Source organism: Xanthomonas euroxanthea (assembly GCF_900476395.1).
GTDB lineage: Bacteria > Pseudomonadota > Gammaproteobacteria > Xanthomonadales > Xanthomonadaceae > Xanthomonas > Xanthomonas euroxanthea.
Genome location: NZ_UIHB01000001.1, coordinates 640,934 through 657,515, shown reverse-complemented (window position 1 = coordinate 657,515; position 16,582 = coordinate 640,934). Strand labels below are relative to the sequence as shown.

The 16,582-nt window shown below is 68.5% G+C and carries 12 protein-coding genes; 7 read left to right on the top strand and 5 right to left on the bottom strand.

Features of this window, described 5'->3' with window-relative positions:
- Positions 1 to 91 precede the first annotated feature (91 nt).
- Both CPBF1521_RS02835 and CPBF1521_RS02830 read right to left on the bottom strand, forming a co-directional pair.
- On the bottom strand, positions 92 to 454 hold the full coding sequence (locus tag CPBF1521_RS02835; RefSeq protein ID WP_104534522.1) for a hypothetical protein: 363 nt from the start codon (positions 452 to 454) through the stop codon (positions 92 to 94).
- Entirely contained in the window at positions 451 to 1,374 is a 924-nt protein-coding gene (locus CPBF1521_RS02830; protein ID WP_115675837.1) for a hypothetical protein, read from the bottom strand. Before CPBF1521_RS02830 ends, CPBF1521_RS02835 begins: the two co-directional genes overlap by 4 nt.
- A 367-nt stretch (positions 1,375 to 1,741) precedes the next feature.
- Here CPBF1521_RS02830 and prmA point away from each other — a divergent pair, with 367 nt between their 5' ends.
- Positions 1,742 to 2,662 carry a 50S ribosomal protein L11 methyltransferase gene (prmA, locus tag CPBF1521_RS02825; RefSeq protein WP_039509979.1) on the top strand — a complete coding sequence of 307 codons (921 nt, stop codon included), beginning with the start codon at positions 1,742 to 1,744 and terminating at the stop codon, positions 2,660 to 2,662.
- A gap of 12 nt (positions 2,663 to 2,674) precedes the next feature.
- Here prmA and CPBF1521_RS02820 read toward each other — a convergent pair whose 3' ends face one another.
- Positions 2,675 to 3,196: a hypothetical protein gene (locus CPBF1521_RS02820; RefSeq protein ID WP_115675835.1), complete on the bottom strand. Its 522-nt coding sequence runs from the start codon at positions 3,194 to 3,196 to the stop codon at positions 2,675 to 2,677.
- A 140-nt stretch (positions 3,197 to 3,336) separates the two neighbouring features.
- Between CPBF1521_RS02820 and CPBF1521_RS02815 the strand changes: the two genes are divergently transcribed.
- The 3 genes from CPBF1521_RS02815 to fis all read left to right on the top strand — a co-directional run bounded on the left by CPBF1521_RS02815 (position 3,337) and on the right by fis (position 5,704).
- Positions 3,337 to 3,714 (top strand): helix-turn-helix transcriptional regulator, encoded by a 378-nt coding sequence (locus CPBF1521_RS02815; protein ID WP_104583543.1) that lies wholly within the window; start codon positions 3,337 to 3,339, stop codon positions 3,712 to 3,714.
- A gap of 455 nt (positions 3,715 to 4,169) precedes the next feature.
- Positions 4,170 to 5,315, top strand: coding sequence for a DUF3426 domain-containing protein (locus tag CPBF1521_RS02810; protein WP_115675830.1), 1,146 nt, complete (start codon positions 4,170 to 4,172; stop codon positions 5,313 to 5,315).
- 116 nt (positions 5,316 to 5,431) lie between these two features.
- On the top strand, positions 5,432 to 5,704 hold the full coding sequence (gene fis, locus CPBF1521_RS02805) for a DNA-binding transcriptional regulator Fis (RefSeq protein WP_002804983.1): 273 nt from the start codon (positions 5,432 to 5,434) through the stop codon (positions 5,702 to 5,704).
- A 324-nt stretch (positions 5,705 to 6,028) separates the two neighbouring features.
- Here the strand turns inward: fis and CPBF1521_RS02800 are convergent, their stop codons facing one another.
- Both CPBF1521_RS02800 and CPBF1521_RS21850 read right to left on the bottom strand, forming a co-directional pair.
- The gene (locus CPBF1521_RS02800; RefSeq protein ID WP_115675829.1) at positions 6,029 to 9,745 is read right to left on the bottom strand and encodes an Ice nucleation protein; all 3,717 of its coding nucleotides are present in this window, start codon (positions 9,743 to 9,745) and stop codon (positions 6,029 to 6,031) included.
- 830 nt (positions 9,746 to 10,575) lie between these two features.
- Positions 10,576 to 10,917 (bottom strand): hypothetical protein, encoded by a 342-nt coding sequence (locus CPBF1521_RS21850; RefSeq protein WP_115675828.1) that lies wholly within the window; start codon positions 10,915 to 10,917, stop codon positions 10,576 to 10,578.
- 74 nt (positions 10,918 to 10,991) lie between these two features.
- Between CPBF1521_RS21850 and purH the strand changes: the two genes are divergently transcribed.
- From purH to yccS, 3 genes are all read left to right on the top strand, one after another.
- Positions 10,992 to 12,575, top strand: a complete 1,584-nt coding sequence (gene purH / locus CPBF1521_RS02790; protein WP_115675827.1) for a bifunctional phosphoribosylaminoimidazolecarboxamide formyltransferase/IMP cyclohydrolase — start codon at positions 10,992 to 10,994, stop codon at positions 12,573 to 12,575.
- A 138-nt stretch (positions 12,576 to 12,713) separates the two neighbouring features.
- The gene (purD, locus tag CPBF1521_RS02785) at positions 12,714 to 14,009 is read left to right on the top strand and encodes a phosphoribosylamine--glycine ligase (protein ID WP_115675826.1); all 1,296 of its coding nucleotides are present in this window, start codon (positions 12,714 to 12,716) and stop codon (positions 14,007 to 14,009) included.
- Between the two features lie 242 nt (positions 14,010 to 14,251).
- Entirely contained in the window at positions 14,252 to 16,465 is a 2,214-nt protein-coding gene (gene yccS / locus CPBF1521_RS02780; RefSeq protein WP_115675825.1) for a YccS family putative transporter, read from the top strand.
- Positions 16,466 to 16,582: the final 117 nt, after the last annotated feature.

Here is a 16,582-nt window from a genome sequence, read left to right as displayed (position 1 = left end):
GATCCGGGGTGCGACCGGATCCGCTGCGCAGATCTTGTCGTCCGCGCGGATGCGCATCGCACCCGCATCGGAGCGCGATGCGCTGCATCGCTCAGCGCCGCGGCGCAGGCTGCTGGCTGCCCGGCACCGGCACGATGCCGCTGGAGGAGGCCGGGTCGACCACGGTCATGGTTTCGGTGGAACCATCGGGCCATACCACCTGGAACGTGGAGCCGGCCGGCAAGGTCGAAAACGGCATCGCGCTGCTGGCGCGGTACACCGCGGCCACCTGGCTGGCGCCATGCCGTCGCTGCTGCTCGTCGGCGGTGACCGTGGTGGACTTGACCGACAGCGGCTGGTAGCGGTGATCGGCGGTGTCGATCATCACGATGCCCACGGCCGCGGCCGAATACGCCACGAACAACGCGACCCAGAACCAGAACTTGGCGCCGTGCGCCAGGCGACGGTAATTCATGACTGCGCTCCCGGCTCGGAGACCAAGGCATCGACCATCTCATCCACTCTGTCTGCTCCCTGCCGCGGCACCGCGGCATCGAATACGAACGACACGAAATCCTGTGCGCTGTCGCGCGAGCAGATGCCCGCGTTGGCGCAATAACTGGTGACCAGGGTGCTGTCTGCGCTGCAGTCCAGCCCCAGCCGGCACGCGGCCACCTGCCAGGCCAGCTCGGCGAACTGATCGCCGGCCACATAGCCGGCCAGGCTGTCATCGCCACTGGCGCGCGCGCCCATCGCCGGCGCCAGCGCCAGGTAGGCCTCCGGATCACGCGAGGCCAGCACGCGCTGCACCAGCGCGCGCCTGTAGCTGGGCGCGCGCTGCAGCGGCTCGCCCAGCGCCAGCAATGCCGCCTCGGCCGCCAGGTTGCCCGCACGCGCGGCTGCCTGGCGTTGCTGCGCCACCAGCCGTGGGCTCAGGCCATCGCTGGGCGCAAAGCCGGCGCAGCGTTGCGCCACGCGCGTGCGCGCGGCGTGCATCGCCACCACCCCCGGCGTGTGTTGGGCGGCGATCCATGCGCTGTCGGCGGCATAGCCGGCCGGGCTGGACGCATACGGCGCGCAGTAATCGTAGACACGGCTCAGGCGCCACCCCGCCTGCGCATCACCGGCGCGCACCTGCTGCTGCAATTGCTGTGCATAGCGGTACAGGTCCGGCTGCGCGTCCACCGCATCGCGGTAGGGCAGCTGCAGGGCAGTGCCGCGTTCGGCAGGCGCGTGCGCCGTCGATACAAGCGCGCCTGCGCGGGCAGTGACTGCCGCCGCTGACGGCGCCGCAGCTGGCAGATCGTCCGGTTGCGCGCGCACATGCCACCACGCCGCCGCGAGCGCGACGGGAGCCAGCAACAGCCACAGATGGCGGGAACGAGCAAACGGCATGGACGGCGGCGACCCTGCTGCGGAAAGCCCCGCAGCGACGGCGCGGAGTCTAGCACCCGCATTCGCACGCGCTAGCGCGCAAGCGGACGCTGCCGGTGCAGACAGCGGAAGGTGGACTGCATGAGGAGGGGGATCTGCGCGCGTGTGGTGTGAGTGGCGCACGGCAGGCGTTTGGTTGCCGCCACGTCCACGTCAAGCGCCAGCAGTTGCCGGCGGCACCGCACTGCAGCCGCAGATTGCACCGCTCAGGCGACGGAATCCGCCGTATCACGCACGCGATGCGTCTGCTTATTCAGCCCCCGTCGCGCAGGAGTCCACCTGCATGAATGGTCTACGATGCACGCTTTCGAATTGCCCGACCGCCACGATGCCGTTTCTTGAACTGACCCTGCCCTGCTCCGATGCCACCCAGCCCCGTTACCAGAATGCGCTGGACGATATCGGCGCGCTGGCGGTGACGCTGCTCGACGCCAATGCCGACACCAGCAACGAGCGCGCCATTCTCGAACCCGGCGTTGGCGAAACGCCGCTGTGGAACACGATGGTGCTGAATGCGCTGTTCGACGGCGACAGCGATGCGCTGGTGCTGCTCGCCGCGCTGGAGGCGTTCGATCCCGGGCTGGACTGGAGCCAGGTCGCGTTCCGCACGGTCGACGACAGCGACTGGGAACGCGCCTGGATGGATCAGTTCAAGCCGATGCAGTTCGGCGCGCGCACCTTCATCGTGCCGTGGAATCACGCGCTGCCCGAGGCCGCGCAAGCGCCCGACGCGGCGGTGATCCGCCTGGATCCGGGCCTGGCGTTCGGCTCGGGCACGCATCAGACCACCGCGCTGTGCCTGCGCTGGCTGGACAGCCTGGCCGGCAGTGGCGAGCTGCAGGGCCGCAGCGTGCTGGATTTCGGCTGCGGCTCGGGCATTCTCGCCGTCGCCGCGCTGAAGCTGGGCGCCGCCAGCGCGGTGGGCGTGGACAACGACCCGCAGGCGTTGCTGGCCACCGCCGATAATGCCGAGCGCAACGCCCTGCAGGCGCAGCTGGCGGTGTACCTGCCGCAGGACGAGCCGGTGCAGACCTATCCGGTGGTGGTTGCCAACATCCTGGCGTCGGCACTGGATGCGCTGGCCGACACCTTGTCCGCACGCGTGGCGCCGGGCGGGCGGATCGCCTTGTCGGGCATCCTGCACGGCCAGGAAGAGGAGCTGCTGCAACGCTACGCGCCCTGGTTCGAGCAACTGCGCTGCGAACGCGACGAAGACTGGATGCGCATCGACGGCGTGCGCCGCCACTGACGCCGCCTCGCGTCAGCGCGGCGGCCGGCCGGCGCGGATCTGCGCGGTGGTCACTGCATCGGCCACGCTGATGGCGCGCAGCCGGGTCACCGGCTGCCAGCCGGCGCGCTGCAGCGCCGCGCTGCGCCACGGCCCGGCCTGCCTAGCCACACGGACACGCAAGCCCAGCTCGGCCAGCAGCACCGCCGCCCAGGCCGGGAGCGACCACGCCTGCAGGCCCAGGCTCGCCACGCCGCCGGCCAGCGCCAGCAAGCCCATCCCCGTCGCCAGCAGCCGCCAGTGCCGCTGGCGCAGCGCCCACCACCGTGGCGCCAGCCCGGCCGACCACTGCGTGCCGTCGGCGACGGCGGTCCACGCGTCATGGCGCCGCCAGACCTGGTAGCACGGTGCACCACGAAAGTGGTTGATCGCCGGATCCAGTGGCGAGTGTGCCGGCCATGCGGCAGTTGGCGGAGCGGCTGGCGGCCTGGCTGGCGGCGTTGCCGGCGTGCTGGGGCGGGCGGTGTCGGGAGCGGCTGGCTCGACCATGGACATCCTCCTTGAGTTCGCTGTGATCCCGTCATCATTGACGTGCCGACAGTATCGCAAACATATCGACATATGAAAGTTATACGAACTATCCCTGTTTGCTGCTAGGGCTATATCTCCCGGCCCGTTCCCACTCACGGTGCCGTGTGAGCAAGTTGTACGAACGCGTCCGCGAAGCCCGCGCGCTGACCAAGCTGACCCAGGAAGCCCTGGCCGGCGAACTGGGCGTGACCCGCAGCGCAGTGGCGCAGTGGGAGATGGCCGAAGGCACCGCGCCCTCGGTGGAAAACCTGATCGGCCTGGCCAGGCGCAGCGGCATGGCCTTCGAATACCTGGCCACCGGCCGCGGCGAGCGGACCTTCGGCCCGCCGGTGCCGGCGATCGCCGAAGAGCCGGCGCAGTACCGCCACCTGGACGACCAGCAACGCGTGCTGCTGAACCGCTTCGACACGCTGGCCCCGCGCCAGCGCAGCGGCCTGCTCGATCTGCTGCTGGCCGAGGGCAAGACGCGGCGCAGGCGTTGAGTCGGGAATCGGGAATCGGGAATCGGGAATCGGGAATCGGGGGCAGGCTGCTCGGGCGTCATTCGGAAGGCAAGCTCGGAGTTGGCAGCTAGCCCAATCGGATGCGGATGATGTGGCGCCGGGACTTCCGCTTGTGGGCTGGAACACGGCCTTTGGCCGCAACTGCGCGGGCGCGCTCTGAGTTGGCAGCTAACCCAAGCGGATTCGGATGACGTGGCGCCGGCAATTCGGTTTGCATATTGGCTGGAATGCGGACGTTGCTGGAATGCGGCCCTTGGCCGGGACAGGGCGCTGACAGTGGCACGACGGTCGGCCAGCCGGTGAATGCATGCCCGCAGTCGATAGAAAGCGGTATCGGCGCCTGTGGTGCGTGTCGCACGCACGCATGACGCACCCGGGTTCGCCCGCTGGCGTGCGCGTGGTTGAATAGAGCCCTTCCCGCTGCACGCCTGCCGATGTCCGAGACTCCGCCACCGCGCCGCCCCCTGGCCACGTTCCTGCGTGCGACGCCGGCGGCTCCATCGCTGCTGCCGACCCCGGTGGTGCCTGCTGCCGAACCGCCGCTGCCCGCGCCGCCGGTGCCGGCCAGCGAACTGGCGCCGGCGCCGTCAACCGAGCCGGTGGCCGCACCGGCGGCACCGGGCGTGTCGCCGCCCTTCGAGCCGCTGGTGACCGCGCCGCGCAGCGAGCCTGCGCCGGTGGACATCCCCCTGCCAGGCAGCGATGCCGGCCAGGCCGCAGCGGATGCCACCGCGCCGGACCGGCCTGCCTGGACCACGGCAACTGCGCGCCCGCTGCCCGGCGATCCTGCCGAAGGCTCAGCGGCCGGCCCCAGCGACACCCGCACCGCGATCGCCGGCACTCCCGCTGCACAGCAGACCTCCGCACATCCGGATGGCGTGGCGGCCGGCGGCATTGCCGGCGCAGACCAGCAGCGCGCGCACTCCGCTGCGTCCGGCTCTGCATCCGTGCCGGACGCCACGCCAGCGTCCGGCAGCGATCCTGACACGGACGCCGAGCCAAGCGGCAGCGACGCAGACGCTGCCAAGGCAGCGGCACCCGCCCAGTTCCAGCCGCTGCCGGCCCAGGCCGCGCCTGCATTCGCACGCCGCGGGCTGAGCCGGCCACGGCTGCGCGCCAGCGGCCGCCAGTGGGCGTTGCTGCTCGGGCTGGTCGGCCTGCTGGCCTTGCAGATCGTCATCGCCGACCGCGCGCAGCTGGCCGCCGATGCGCGCTGGCGCCCGCTGGTCAGCGCCGCCTGCACGGTGGCGCGCTGCACCCTGCCGGCCTGGCGCGAGCCGGCCGCACTGACCTTGCTCAATCGCGAGGTGCGCCCGCTGCCCGGGGTGCCGGGCGTGCTGCAGATCCAGGCCAGCTTCCGCAACGAGGCACGCTGGGCGCAGGCCTGGCCGTGGCTGCAGCTGTCGTTGTCCGACGCCGACGGGCGGGTGATCGGCACGCGTGTGCTGGCGCCGCAGGAGTATCTGGGTCAACCGCCAGCCGCGCAGGACACGCTTGCGCCGGGCCAGGCGGTGCAGGTGGCGTTTGCCGTACGCGAACCGGCCGCGAGCACCGCCGCCTTCAGTTTCGACTTCCGCTGAGCGGACGCGACCTGCACCGATGGCCACACGGGCGTGGCGAGCGGTGAGGTCACGCGCTAGACTCACTCCCCCTCGCCGGCCACGCGTCCCGGCTTCGTGACACTGGGAACCCTCCTTTGAACGCAGCCCCCTCTCGCCCTGACACCAGTCGTGGCGCCCCGAAGTCGCCGCTGCGCGAACACGTGGCCCAGTCCGTCCGCCGTTATCTGCGCGACCTGGACGGCAGCGACGCCGACGATGTGTACGAAATCGTGCTGCGCGAGATGGAGATCCCGTTGTTCGTGGAAGTGCTCAACCATTGCGAAGGCAACCAGAGCCGCGCGGCGGCGATGCTGGGCATTCACCGTGCCACGCTGCGCAAGAAGCTCAAAGAGTACGGGTTGACGTAGGACGGGAATCGGGAATTGGGAGTGGGGAATCGTTAGAGCGTTGGGGTGTGCTGCGGGCTGGCAGTGCGCTGCGCTGGCACGCTTGGTGATGACGCGGCCGATGGACGATCTCGTTGCGTGTTGTGGAATGCGCAGCGTGTTGATGTCGGGTCGGGCTGCCCAAAGTGTTCGCTCTTGATCCCACGCCTTGGCGCAGGACTTCCGTCGCGCCCAGCGTGCCGCGCATGGCGCGCCTTCTTCATCTGATTGGGCCAACCGCCGCGTCTTCGGCGGTTGGCCGCAGTGCTGGATCGGCAACGCCGATCGCCCGGACGAGGGGATTGCTCAGTTCGGCAAGTGCGTCACCGCTGCATGGTCGCCTGCGGACGCCGGCCCGCTGCCCTGTTCCAGCACGATGGTGGCGATGGTGTCGAACGGATCGTCGAACTTCTCGACCACGTTCTTGTCTTCGTCCACCTGGTAGGCGGTGTCGGCCTCGACGCCCTCTTCTCCGGTCTTGGCGATGATGTTGGTATAGCGCTTGCCGTCCCAGCAGCGGAAGATCAGCACCGAGTCTTCGCCACCTGTCAGGGTGGAGCCCAGGCTGCCGATCAATCTGCTGTTGGCGCCGGCCGTCAGGATGCTGTTCTTTCCCGCGGTCAACTTGCTGCGGTCGCCCGCCATCAGCGTGCAGTCGTCGCCTGCGGTGAGCCTGCTGCGGTCCCCGGCGGTGAGGAAGCTGTTGCTGCCGGCCAGCAACTTGCTGCGGTCGCCGGCGATCTGGGTGCTGTCGGCGCCAGCGATCAGCTTGCTGCGGTCGCCCGCCGTCTGCACGCTGCCCATGCCGGCGATCAGCGTGCTGCGCGAACCGGCCGTCTGCGAGCTCAGCTTGCCGGCGATCAGCATGCTGCGATGGCCGGCAATCTGGGTGCTTTCGTGCCCTGCGATCAACGAGCTGCCATAGCTGGCGATCTGGTTGCTGCCGTAGCCGGCCGTCAGATAGCTGCGCACGCCGCTGGTCAAGCTGCTGCCATAGCCGGCAATCAGCGAACTGTCCTGCCCTGCGGTCTCGGTGCTGCCGTAGCCTGCAGTCAGGGAGCTGTTGTCCTGCGCGATCAACGTGCTGCCGTAGCCGGCGGTCAGCGTGCTGTCGCCACCGGCGGTCTGGCTGCTGCCGTAGCCGGCGATCAAGGTGCTGGAAAAGCCGGCGATTTCGGTACTGCCGTAGCCGGCAGTGAGCGAGCTGTTTTCCAGCGCGGTCAGCGTGCTGCCGTAACCGGCGGTCAGGGTGCTTTCGTAACCGGCGGTCTGGGTGCTGCCGTAGCCCGCGATCAGGGTACTTTCGTAACCTGCCGTGGAATTGCTGCCGTAACCGGCGGTCAGGATGCTGCCATGCCCCGCCGTTTGCGTGCTGCCGTAGCCGGTGGTGAGCCAGCTGATTTCCTGCGCGGTCTGGGTGCTGCCGTAGCCGGCGGTCAAGGTACTTTCGTAACCGGCCGTCTGGGTGCTGCCATAGCCGGCAATCAACGAGCTCTGGAAGCTGGCGGTGGACGTGCTTCCGTAACCGGTGATCAACCAGCTGCTGCTCTGCGCGGTCTGGGTACTGCCGTAACCGGCCGTCAGGAAGCTGTCGTAACCGGCGGTCTGGGTACTGCCATAGCCGGCGATCAGCGAGCTGTCCGGGCCGGCCATGGAGGAACTGCCGTAGCCGGCAATCAGCGAACTGCTTTCCTGCGCGGTCTGGGTACTGCCATAGCCAGTGGTGAGAATGCTCTTGTAGCCGGCGGTCTGCGTACTGCCATAGCCGGCAATCAGCGTACTGTCATGCCCTGCGGTCGATGTGCTGCCGTAACCGGTCGTGAGCGAGCTGCGCTCCTGCGCGGTCTGCGTGCTGCCGTAGCCGGCAGTGAGGATGCTCTTGAAACCGGCGGTCTGCGTGCTGCCGTAGCCGGCAATCAACGAACTGTCCGAGCCGGCGGTGGAAGAACTGCCATAGCCGGCAGTGAGCATGCTGCCCTCTTGCGCGGTCTGGGTGCTGCCATAGCCGGTGGTCAGGATGCTTTTGAAGCCGGCGGTCTGCGTGCTGCCATAGCCGGCGATCAGTGAACTGTCCGAACCGGCAGTGGAAGTGCTCCCGTAACCGGCGGTGAGGTCACTGCCCTTGCGTGCGGTTTGCGTACTGCCATAGCCGGCAGTGAGCGAGCTGTCGCCACCGGAGGTCTGCGTGCTGCCATAACCGGCGATCAGCGTGCTGTCGGCACCGGCAGTGGAGGTGCTGCCATAGCCGGTGGTCAGGTCGCTGCCTTTGCGTGCGGTCTGCGTGCTGCCATAGCCGGCAGTGAGTGAACTGTCGCCGCCTGACGTCTGCGTGCTGCCGTACCCGGCAATCAAGGTGCTGTCGGCACCGGCGGTGGAGGTGCTGCCGTAGCCGGTGGTGAGGTCGCTGCCNTTGCGTGCGGTCTGCGTGCTGCCATAGCCGGCAGTGAGTGAACTGTCGCCGCCGGACGTTTGCGTGCTGCCATAGCCTGCAATCAGCGTGCTGTCGGCACCGGCGGTGGAGGTGCTGCCGTATCCGGTGGTCAGGTCGCTGCCGCTGCGTGCGGTCTGCGTACTGCCGTAGCCGGCAGTGAGCGAACTTTCCCCACCTGACGTTTGCGTGCTGCCATACCCGGCGATCAAGGTGCTGTCCGCGCCCGCGGTGGAAGTACTGCCGTAACCGGTGGTCAGGTCGCTGCCCTTGCGCGCGGTCTGCGTGCTGCCATAGCCGGCAGTGAGCGAACTGTCCCCGCCCGAGGTCTGGGTGCTGCCATAGCCTGCGATCAAGGTGCTGTCTGCACCGGCGGTTGCGGTGCTGCCATAGCCGGCAGTCAGGTCGCTGCCCTTGCGCGCGGTCTGGGTACTTCCGTAGCCCGCGGTCAGCGAGCTGTCGTTGCCGGAGGTCTGTGTACTGCCATAACCGGCAATCAGGGAGCTGTCGGCACCTGCGGTACCGGTGCTGCCATAGCCGGCGGTGAGGTCACTGCCGTCCTGCGCGGTCTGCGTGCTGCCGTAGCCGGCCGTCAGCGAGCTTTCCCCGCCGGAGGTCTGGGTGCTGCCGTAGCCGGCGATCAGCGAGCTGTCGGTGCCCGCCGTGCTGGTGCTGCCGTAGCCTGCAGTGAGGTCGCTGCCGTTCTGCGCGGTCTGGGTGCTGCCGTAACCGGCCGTCAACGAGCTGTCGCCGCCGGAGGTTTGCGTACTGCCATAGCCTGCGATCAGCGAGCTGTCTGCCCCCGCGGTTTCCGTGCTGCCGTAACCGGCGGTCAGGTCGCTGCCATGCCGCGCGGTCTGGGTGCTGCCATAGCCGGCCGTCAGCGTGCTGCCCCCGCCTGCGGTCTGGGAACTGCCGTAGCCGGCAACGATGGTGCTGTCGGATCCGGCCACGCCGGTGCTGCCGTAGCCTGCGATCAACTCGCTGCCGTCACCGGCAGTCTCGGTACTTCCATAGCCGGCGATCAGCTGGCTCTGATCGGCGCCCGTGAGCGTGCTGCCATAGGTGGCGATTTCGCGGGTGCGCAAGATCGCATTCGAAGGCTGTGCGGCCTGTGGATCGATGCCGCTGGCCGCCACTGGATGTGGCGCGGTGGAAGGCGCACCGCTGTCGACGGCCGGCGCAGTGAACTGCGCCTGCGCTGCCTTGGGAATGAAGTCCGCGGCAACGACTGCAGGCGGCTCCGGCTGGGGCGGGGTGTGCTGCGCAATGCCCGCGGCAATGCACTGCATCGCGCCGGCACGGTTGCCGGCGTAGACCACCTCGGCGCGGGGAAACTTGATCATTCCCTCCTCGCCCAACCAGATGATGTCGGCGGTATCCACCATGCAGACCACCCAATGCGCATCGGCATGCATGTTCAGATGCGCATTGGTGCCCTGCCCCCACAACAGGCCGGTCAAGCCGTTTTCCTGCTTGATGGTGGGTTGCCAATGCCGGCATTCGACACTGCCGGACTGCGGCCAGATCAGTCCGCAATGATCGGACATGTTGTTCGTGCAGGTGCGTAAGGCCAGGACTTTTTCGCGATTCATAGGCTTGCTCTCATAAGGATGTTCCGGGCAGCTGCGCAAACCGGCGTGCATGCCCTGGCCAATCGAGGGATGCGGGTCATCCCGCCGTCATGGCGAGACGGATCCGCCCATTGGCAAGGGCAGTCGCGGTACTGCGGCGGTTGGTCATCGACGAGCGCCACCAGGCGCACGCGCGCTGCGGTGTCTTGCTTGAATCGCAGGGTCATGGACGGCCGTGACGGCAAGACGCAGCGGGGAGTGACGGCAAGGCTGGCTCCTGCGCGACAGCCGTTGCAGCAATTAGCGACGGGACGCCTCGCCGAGAGCGTCGTTGCTGGTGAACCGGTTGAGCGAATCGGTCAGCGAGCACAGATCGTCGGTCAGCCCGGCGTGGCCACTGTCGCCGCAGCGGAAGACAGGTGCGCATTCCCGAAGAACAGCTGGGTGCGCCACGCACAGGGACCGGTTTTTTTGATCAATCTGCGACCGGCTCCGGATTGTGTTCGTCAGTGCACAAGCCGAATCAAGGAACGTGTCGCGCACTCACCGCATCGCGTCGCGAACGCATGCCGGCATCAGATGAAGCGCCATCGCCCGCGAAAACAGCCCCCCGCGTCGCGTGGCAATGCCAAGCGAAGCTGCAACTGAGATGCAGTGTATTCAAGGTGCGTGATCCATTCGCGCCTGCAGGCGATGCACGGTTGGCAGTTTCATCGTGGCGATGACTGCCCGCAGCGGTGACTGGCGTCAGGCAACACGCGCAGCAATGCGCGCAGCAGACACTGTTGCAACCGTCTGCCTGGCCGATGCAACGTTCGCGCAGCGTCGAACGTATCGCCCGTTGCGACGCATCACCTGATGATCGAAGCCTGGCACGCCTGTGGCCGGAGCGCGTCGTCTGCGTCATCGGGTGCCCGGCATCGCTGCAAGCCGGGCACCGAGGTGCGCCACGCACTCGCGCCCCGCTGTCGCAGATCACAGGGAACGCCACCTTTGGCAGCGACGCAGACCGAGGCCAGCTGGTCGCGCACGCCGCCATGGCCCGCGCGACCGACCAGCGCGGCCACCAGCAACGACGCTGCAGCCGCAGCGGGCATCACCTGGCTGGCGCCGATGCCGCCGCGAGACAGCGTGCCCGGCATCGGCCGCAGCAGCGCCCGGAAGTGTCCTGCCCGCGCATGGATCGACGCCATCACGGGCAGTCGAGCCCATTCGAGCGCCGGTGCGGCCTACAATATCGGCTGCCCCGCCTTGATAGCCCCCACCAATGGCCTCTGATTTCCTGCCCGTGCGCCGGGCCCTGCTCTCCGTTTCCGACAAGACCGGCCTGGTCGATCTGGCCCGCGCGCTGGCAGCGCGCAACGTCGCGCTGCTGTCCACCGGCGGCACCGCCAAGGCGCTGCGCGAGGCGGGCCTGCCGGTCACCGACGTCGCCGAGCTGACCGGGTTTCCGGAGATGATGGACGGCCGCGTCAAGACCCTGCACCCGCTGGTGCACGGCGGCCTGCTCGGCCGCGCCGGCGTCGATGAAGCAGTGATGGCCGAACACGGCATCGTGCCGATCGACCTGCTGGTGCTGAACCTGTATCCGTTCGAATCGGTGACCGCCAAGGCCGACTGCACGCTGGCCGATGCGGTGGAGAACATCGACATCGGCGGCCCGGCGATGCTGCGCTCGGCGGCGAAGAACTTCGCCCGCGTGGCGGTGGCCACCGACCCGGCGCAGTACGCCGAGCTGCTGGCCGAACTCGATGCCAACGACGGCCAGCTGTCGGCGGCCAAGCGCTTTGCGCTGTCGGTGGCCGCGTTCAACCGCGTGGCGCAGTACGACGCGGCGATCAGCAACTACCTGTCGGCCGTGGCCGACAGCGCCGAAGCGGTGCCCACGCGCAGCCCGTTCCCGGCGCAGATCAATTCCAACTTCGTCAAGGTGATGGACCTGCGCTACGGCGAGAACCCGCACCAGGCCGGCGCGTTTTACCGCGACCTGTATCCGGTGCCGGGCACGCTGGCCACCTTCCAGCAGTTGCAGGGCAAGGAGCTGAGCTACAACAACCTGGCCGATGCGGATGCGGCATGGGAATGCGTGCGCCAGTTCGATGCGCCCGCCTGCGTGATCGTCAAGCATGCCAACCCCTGCGGCGTGGCGGTGGGCGCGGCCTGCGGCGATGCCTACGAGCTGGCCTACGCCACCGACCCGACCAGCGCCTTCGGCGGCATCCTGGCCTTCAACAAGACCCTCGATGCGGCAACGGCGAAAGCCATCCTGGACCGCCAGTTCGTCGAAGTGCTGATCGCCCCGGACTACGAGCCCGGCGCGCTCGACTACGCGACCAAGAAGGCCAACGTGCGCGTGCTCAAGATCCCGCACGGCAACGGCCTCAACAACTACGACACCAAGCGGATCGGCTCGGGCCTGCTGATGCAGTCGTCCGACAACCGCGGCATGTCGCTGGGCGAGCTGAGCGTGGTCACCCAGCGCGCGCCCAGCGAGGCCGAGCTGGGCGATCTGCTGTTCGCCTGGCGCGTGGCCAAGTACGTCAAATCCAACGCGATCGTCTACGCCAAGGACAGCCGCACGATTGGTGTCGGCGCCGGGCAGATGAGCCGCGTGGTCAGCGCCAAGATCGCCGCGCTCAAGGCCGAGGAGGCCAAGCTCACGGTGGCCGGCTCGGTAATGGCGTCGGACGCGTTCTTCCCGTTCCGCGACGGCATCGATGCCGCCGCCGCTGCCGGCATCCAGGCAGTGATCCAGCCTGGCGGCTCGATGCGCGACGGCGAAGTGATCGCCGCCGCCGACGAACACGGCATCGCGATGGTGTTCACCGGCGTGCGGCATTTCAGGCACTGACGTGCCGGGAATGGGGAGTTGGGAATCGGGAATCGGCAGAGCGGTTCCCTAGATACCACTCCACACCGTACGGCCCGCAGAACCAGAGACTTTGCTTTTCCCATTCCCCATTCCCCATTCCCCATTCCCGGCACTCACATGAAAATCCTCGTCATCGGCTCCGGCGGCCGTGAACATGCCCTGGCCTGGAAGATCGCGCAGTCCGCACGCGTGAGCGAAGTGCTGGTGGCACCCGGCAATGCCGGCACCGCGACCGAAACCAAATGCCGCAATGTGGCAATCAAGGTCGATGATCTGGATGGCCTGCTCGCCCTGGCGCAGCGCGAAACCGTGGCGCTGACCGTGGTCGGCCCGGAAGTGCCGCTGGTGCTGGGCGTGGTCGACCGCTTTCACGCCGCCGGCCTGCGCATCTTCGGGCCCACTGCCAAGGCCGCGCAGCTGGAAGGCAGCAAGGCGTTCGCGAAAGATTTTCTCGCCCGTCATGGCATTCCTACCGCGTATTACGCCGTGCACACCGAGGTGGACGCAGCGCTGGCCTATGTGCGCGAGAAAGGCGCGCCGATCGTGGTCAAGGCCGATGGCCTGGCCGCCGGCAAGGGCGTGATCGTGGCGATGACGCTGGGCGAGGCCGAAGACGCGGTGCGCGACATGCTCTCGGGCAATGCGTTCGGCGATGCCGGCGCGCGCGTGGTGGTCGAGGAATTCCTCGATGGCGAAGAAGCCAGCTTCATCTCCATGGTCGACGGCACCCACGCCTTGCCGATGGCCACCAGCCAGGACCACAAGCGCGTCGGCGACGGCGACACCGGCCCCAATACCGGCGGCATGGGCGCGTATTCGCCGGCCCCGGTGGTCACGCCCGAGGTGCACGCGCGGGTGATGCGCGAGGTGGTCGAGCCGACCGTGCAGGGCATGATCGCCGACGGCGTGCCGTTCACCGGCTTCCTGTACGCCGGGCTGATGATCGATGCGCAGGGCGCGCCCAAGGTGATCGAGTTCAACGTGCGCTTCGGCGACCCGGAGACCCAGCCGGTGATGCTGCGCCTGCAATCGGACCTGGTGGACCTGCTCGACGCCGCCATCGACGGCAAGCTCGACCAGGCGCAGGCGCACTGGGACCCGCGTCCATCGCTGGGCGTGGTCATCGCGGCCAAGCCCTACCCGGAGGCGCCGGTCACCGGCGAGGTCATCACCGGCCTGGACGCCGTGCCCGCCACCGCCAAGGTGTTCCATGCCGGCACTGCACTAAATGCCAACGGTGAGGTCGTCAGCGCCGGTGGCCGCGTGCTGTGCGTTGCCGCGCTGGGCCACACGGTGCGCGATGCGCAGCGCAACGCCTATGCCGGCCTGCAGCCGATCCACTGGGCCAGCGCCTTCCAGCGCAGCGACATCGGCTGGCGTGCGATCGCCCGCGAGCGCGACGCACAGGGCTGAGCACTCGCAACCACACGTTGCAAGGTCGTCAAGCGCGATACATGCCCGTGCAGTTGGCCGGAGGCGCAGCTCACGCGGCTGCGCGCAGGCACGTGCAGCTGGGCTGCGGCGCAGGCACCGTCGTCGCGCAATCGGCTCCAATCCGCACAAACGCTGCCCTACTGACAAAGAATTAGCCGCCCTCCACCCCGGCGGCGCGTGCCTGCGGCAATAATGCCCGGGCACCTTGCCTTGCAGAGACCGTGGCCACTCCCTCCTTCGAAACCCGCCTGAGCCGCCTGTGGGCCCATGAAAAGGCCAGCTATGGCCTGCGCGTGTTCATCGCGCTGGCAGTGGCGATGGGCGTGTGCTGGCACTGGCAGCAGCTCACCGCGGTGCCGGCGCTGTTCCTGGGCGCCATCGCCAGCGCCATCGCCGAGACCGACGACAACTGGCTGGGCCGCATCAAGTCGGTGCTGCTGTCGCTACTGTGTTTCGCCGCCGCCGCCGCGTCGGTGGTGCTGCTGTTTCCGTATCCGCTGGCGTTCGTGACCGGCATGGCGGTGGCGACCTTCTCGCTGACCTTGCTCGGCGCGCTGGGCGAGCGCTACGCCTCGATCGCGCAGGCCACCGTGGCCTTGTCGATCTACGCCATGATCGGCATGGACCAGCACGGCAGCCACGATCCGTTGATCGCCTGGCACGGCGCGGCGCTGCTGCTGATCGGCGCCACCTGGTACGGCGTGCTGTCGATCCTGTGGACGCTGCTGTTTGCCAACCGCCCGGTGCGCGAGCGGCTGTCGCGGCTGTTCTTCGAGCTGGGCCGTTATCTCAGGCTCAAGGCCGACCTGTTCGAACCGGTGCGGCAGAGCGACCTGCATGCACGCCGGCTGGCGCTGGCCGAGCAGAACGCCAAGGTGGTCGGCGCGCTCAACGCCGCCAAGACCGCGATCATGAGCCGCTTCGGCCGCTCGGGGCGGCCGGGCGTGCAATCGGGCCTGTATTTCCGCCTGTACTACATGGCGCAGGAATTTCACGAGCGCGCCAGTTCCTCGCACTATCCCTACGAAGCGCTGACCGACGCGTTCTTCCACAGCGACGTGCTGTACCGCTGCCAGCGCCTGCTCGCGCTGCAGGGCAAGGCCTGCGCGGCCCTGGGCGAGGCGATCCTCCTGCGCCAGCCGTTCGACTACGGCGACAGCAGTCGCCTGGCCACCGAAGACCTGCGCCAGTCGCTGGACTACCTGCACGCGCGTGCCGACCCCGCCCTCGCACGTCTGCTCGGCGCGCTGGAATTGCTGGTGACCAACCTGCAGAGCATCGAACGCAAGCTGTCGGAAGCGGCGCAATCCGACTCCACCAGCGACAACCTCGACACCCGCCTGCGCGATTCCTCGCCGCATACCTTGCGCGAAATGGGCGCGCGCCTGATGCAGCAACTCACGCCCGGCTCGGTGCTGTTCCGCCACGGCCTGCGCATGGCCATCGCGCTGGTGGTCGGCTACGCCATCATGCAGTCCATCCATGCCGACAACGGCTACTGGATCCTGCTCACCACCGCCTTCGTGTGCCGGCCCAATTACGGCGCCACCCGCCTGCGGCTGGTGCAGCGCATCGCCGGCACCCTGATCGGCCTGGTCGCCACCTGGGCGTTGATGCAGCTGTTTCCCGGCACCGAAGTGCAGCTGCTGCTGGCACTGGCCGCCGCACTGGTCTTCTTCATCACCCGCACCGATCGCTACATGCTGGCCACCGCCGGCATCACCGTGATGGCGCTGTTCTGCTTCAACCTGCTCGGCGATGGCTTCGTGCTGATCTGGCCGCGCCTGATCGACACGCTGATCGGTTGCGCGATCGCCGCGGCCGCCTCGTTCCTGATCCTGCCGGACTGGCAGGGCCGCCGCCTCAACCAGGTGATGGCCACGGTGCTGGCCAGCTGCGCGCGCTACTTGGCCCAGGTGCTGGAGCAATACGCCAGCGGCATGCGCGACGACCTGCCCTACCGCATCGCCCGGCGCGACATGCACAACGCCGATGCCGCGTTGTCGGTGGCCTTGTCCAACATGCTGCGCGAACCGGGCCGCTATCGGCGCAACCTGGACGCCGGCTTCCGCTTCCTGGCGCTGTCCAACACCCTGCTCGGCTATCTGTCCGCGCTTGGCGCGCATCGCGCCGCGCTCGATGGCGAACACGATCCCGCCATCGCGCAGGCCGGCGACTACCTGCAGCGCGCGCTGGGTGAAATCGCCACCGCCCTGCGCGAACGCCAGCCGCTGCCGGTGCACGACGAAAGCCAGGAAATCGCCACCGCCGAAGCGCTGGAACAGCACGCCGTGCAATTGCCGCCCAAGCAGCGCCTGGTGCGCGACCAGCTGGCACTGACGCTGCGGCTGTTGCCCAAGCTGCGTGCCGCGGCCCTGGCGGTCACCACCGCGCCGGCAGAGGGCGCACCGCGCCTGGCGAGCAGCAAGGCCTAGTGCGTCGTCGGCGGTGCGCGTGCACGGTGCGCATGCGCGCCGCCCAGCCACTGCCGCATCGATGTGAGCGGCGATGCCGACGCACCGCGATGCGCGCGCAGGCCACTTGATCCGGTG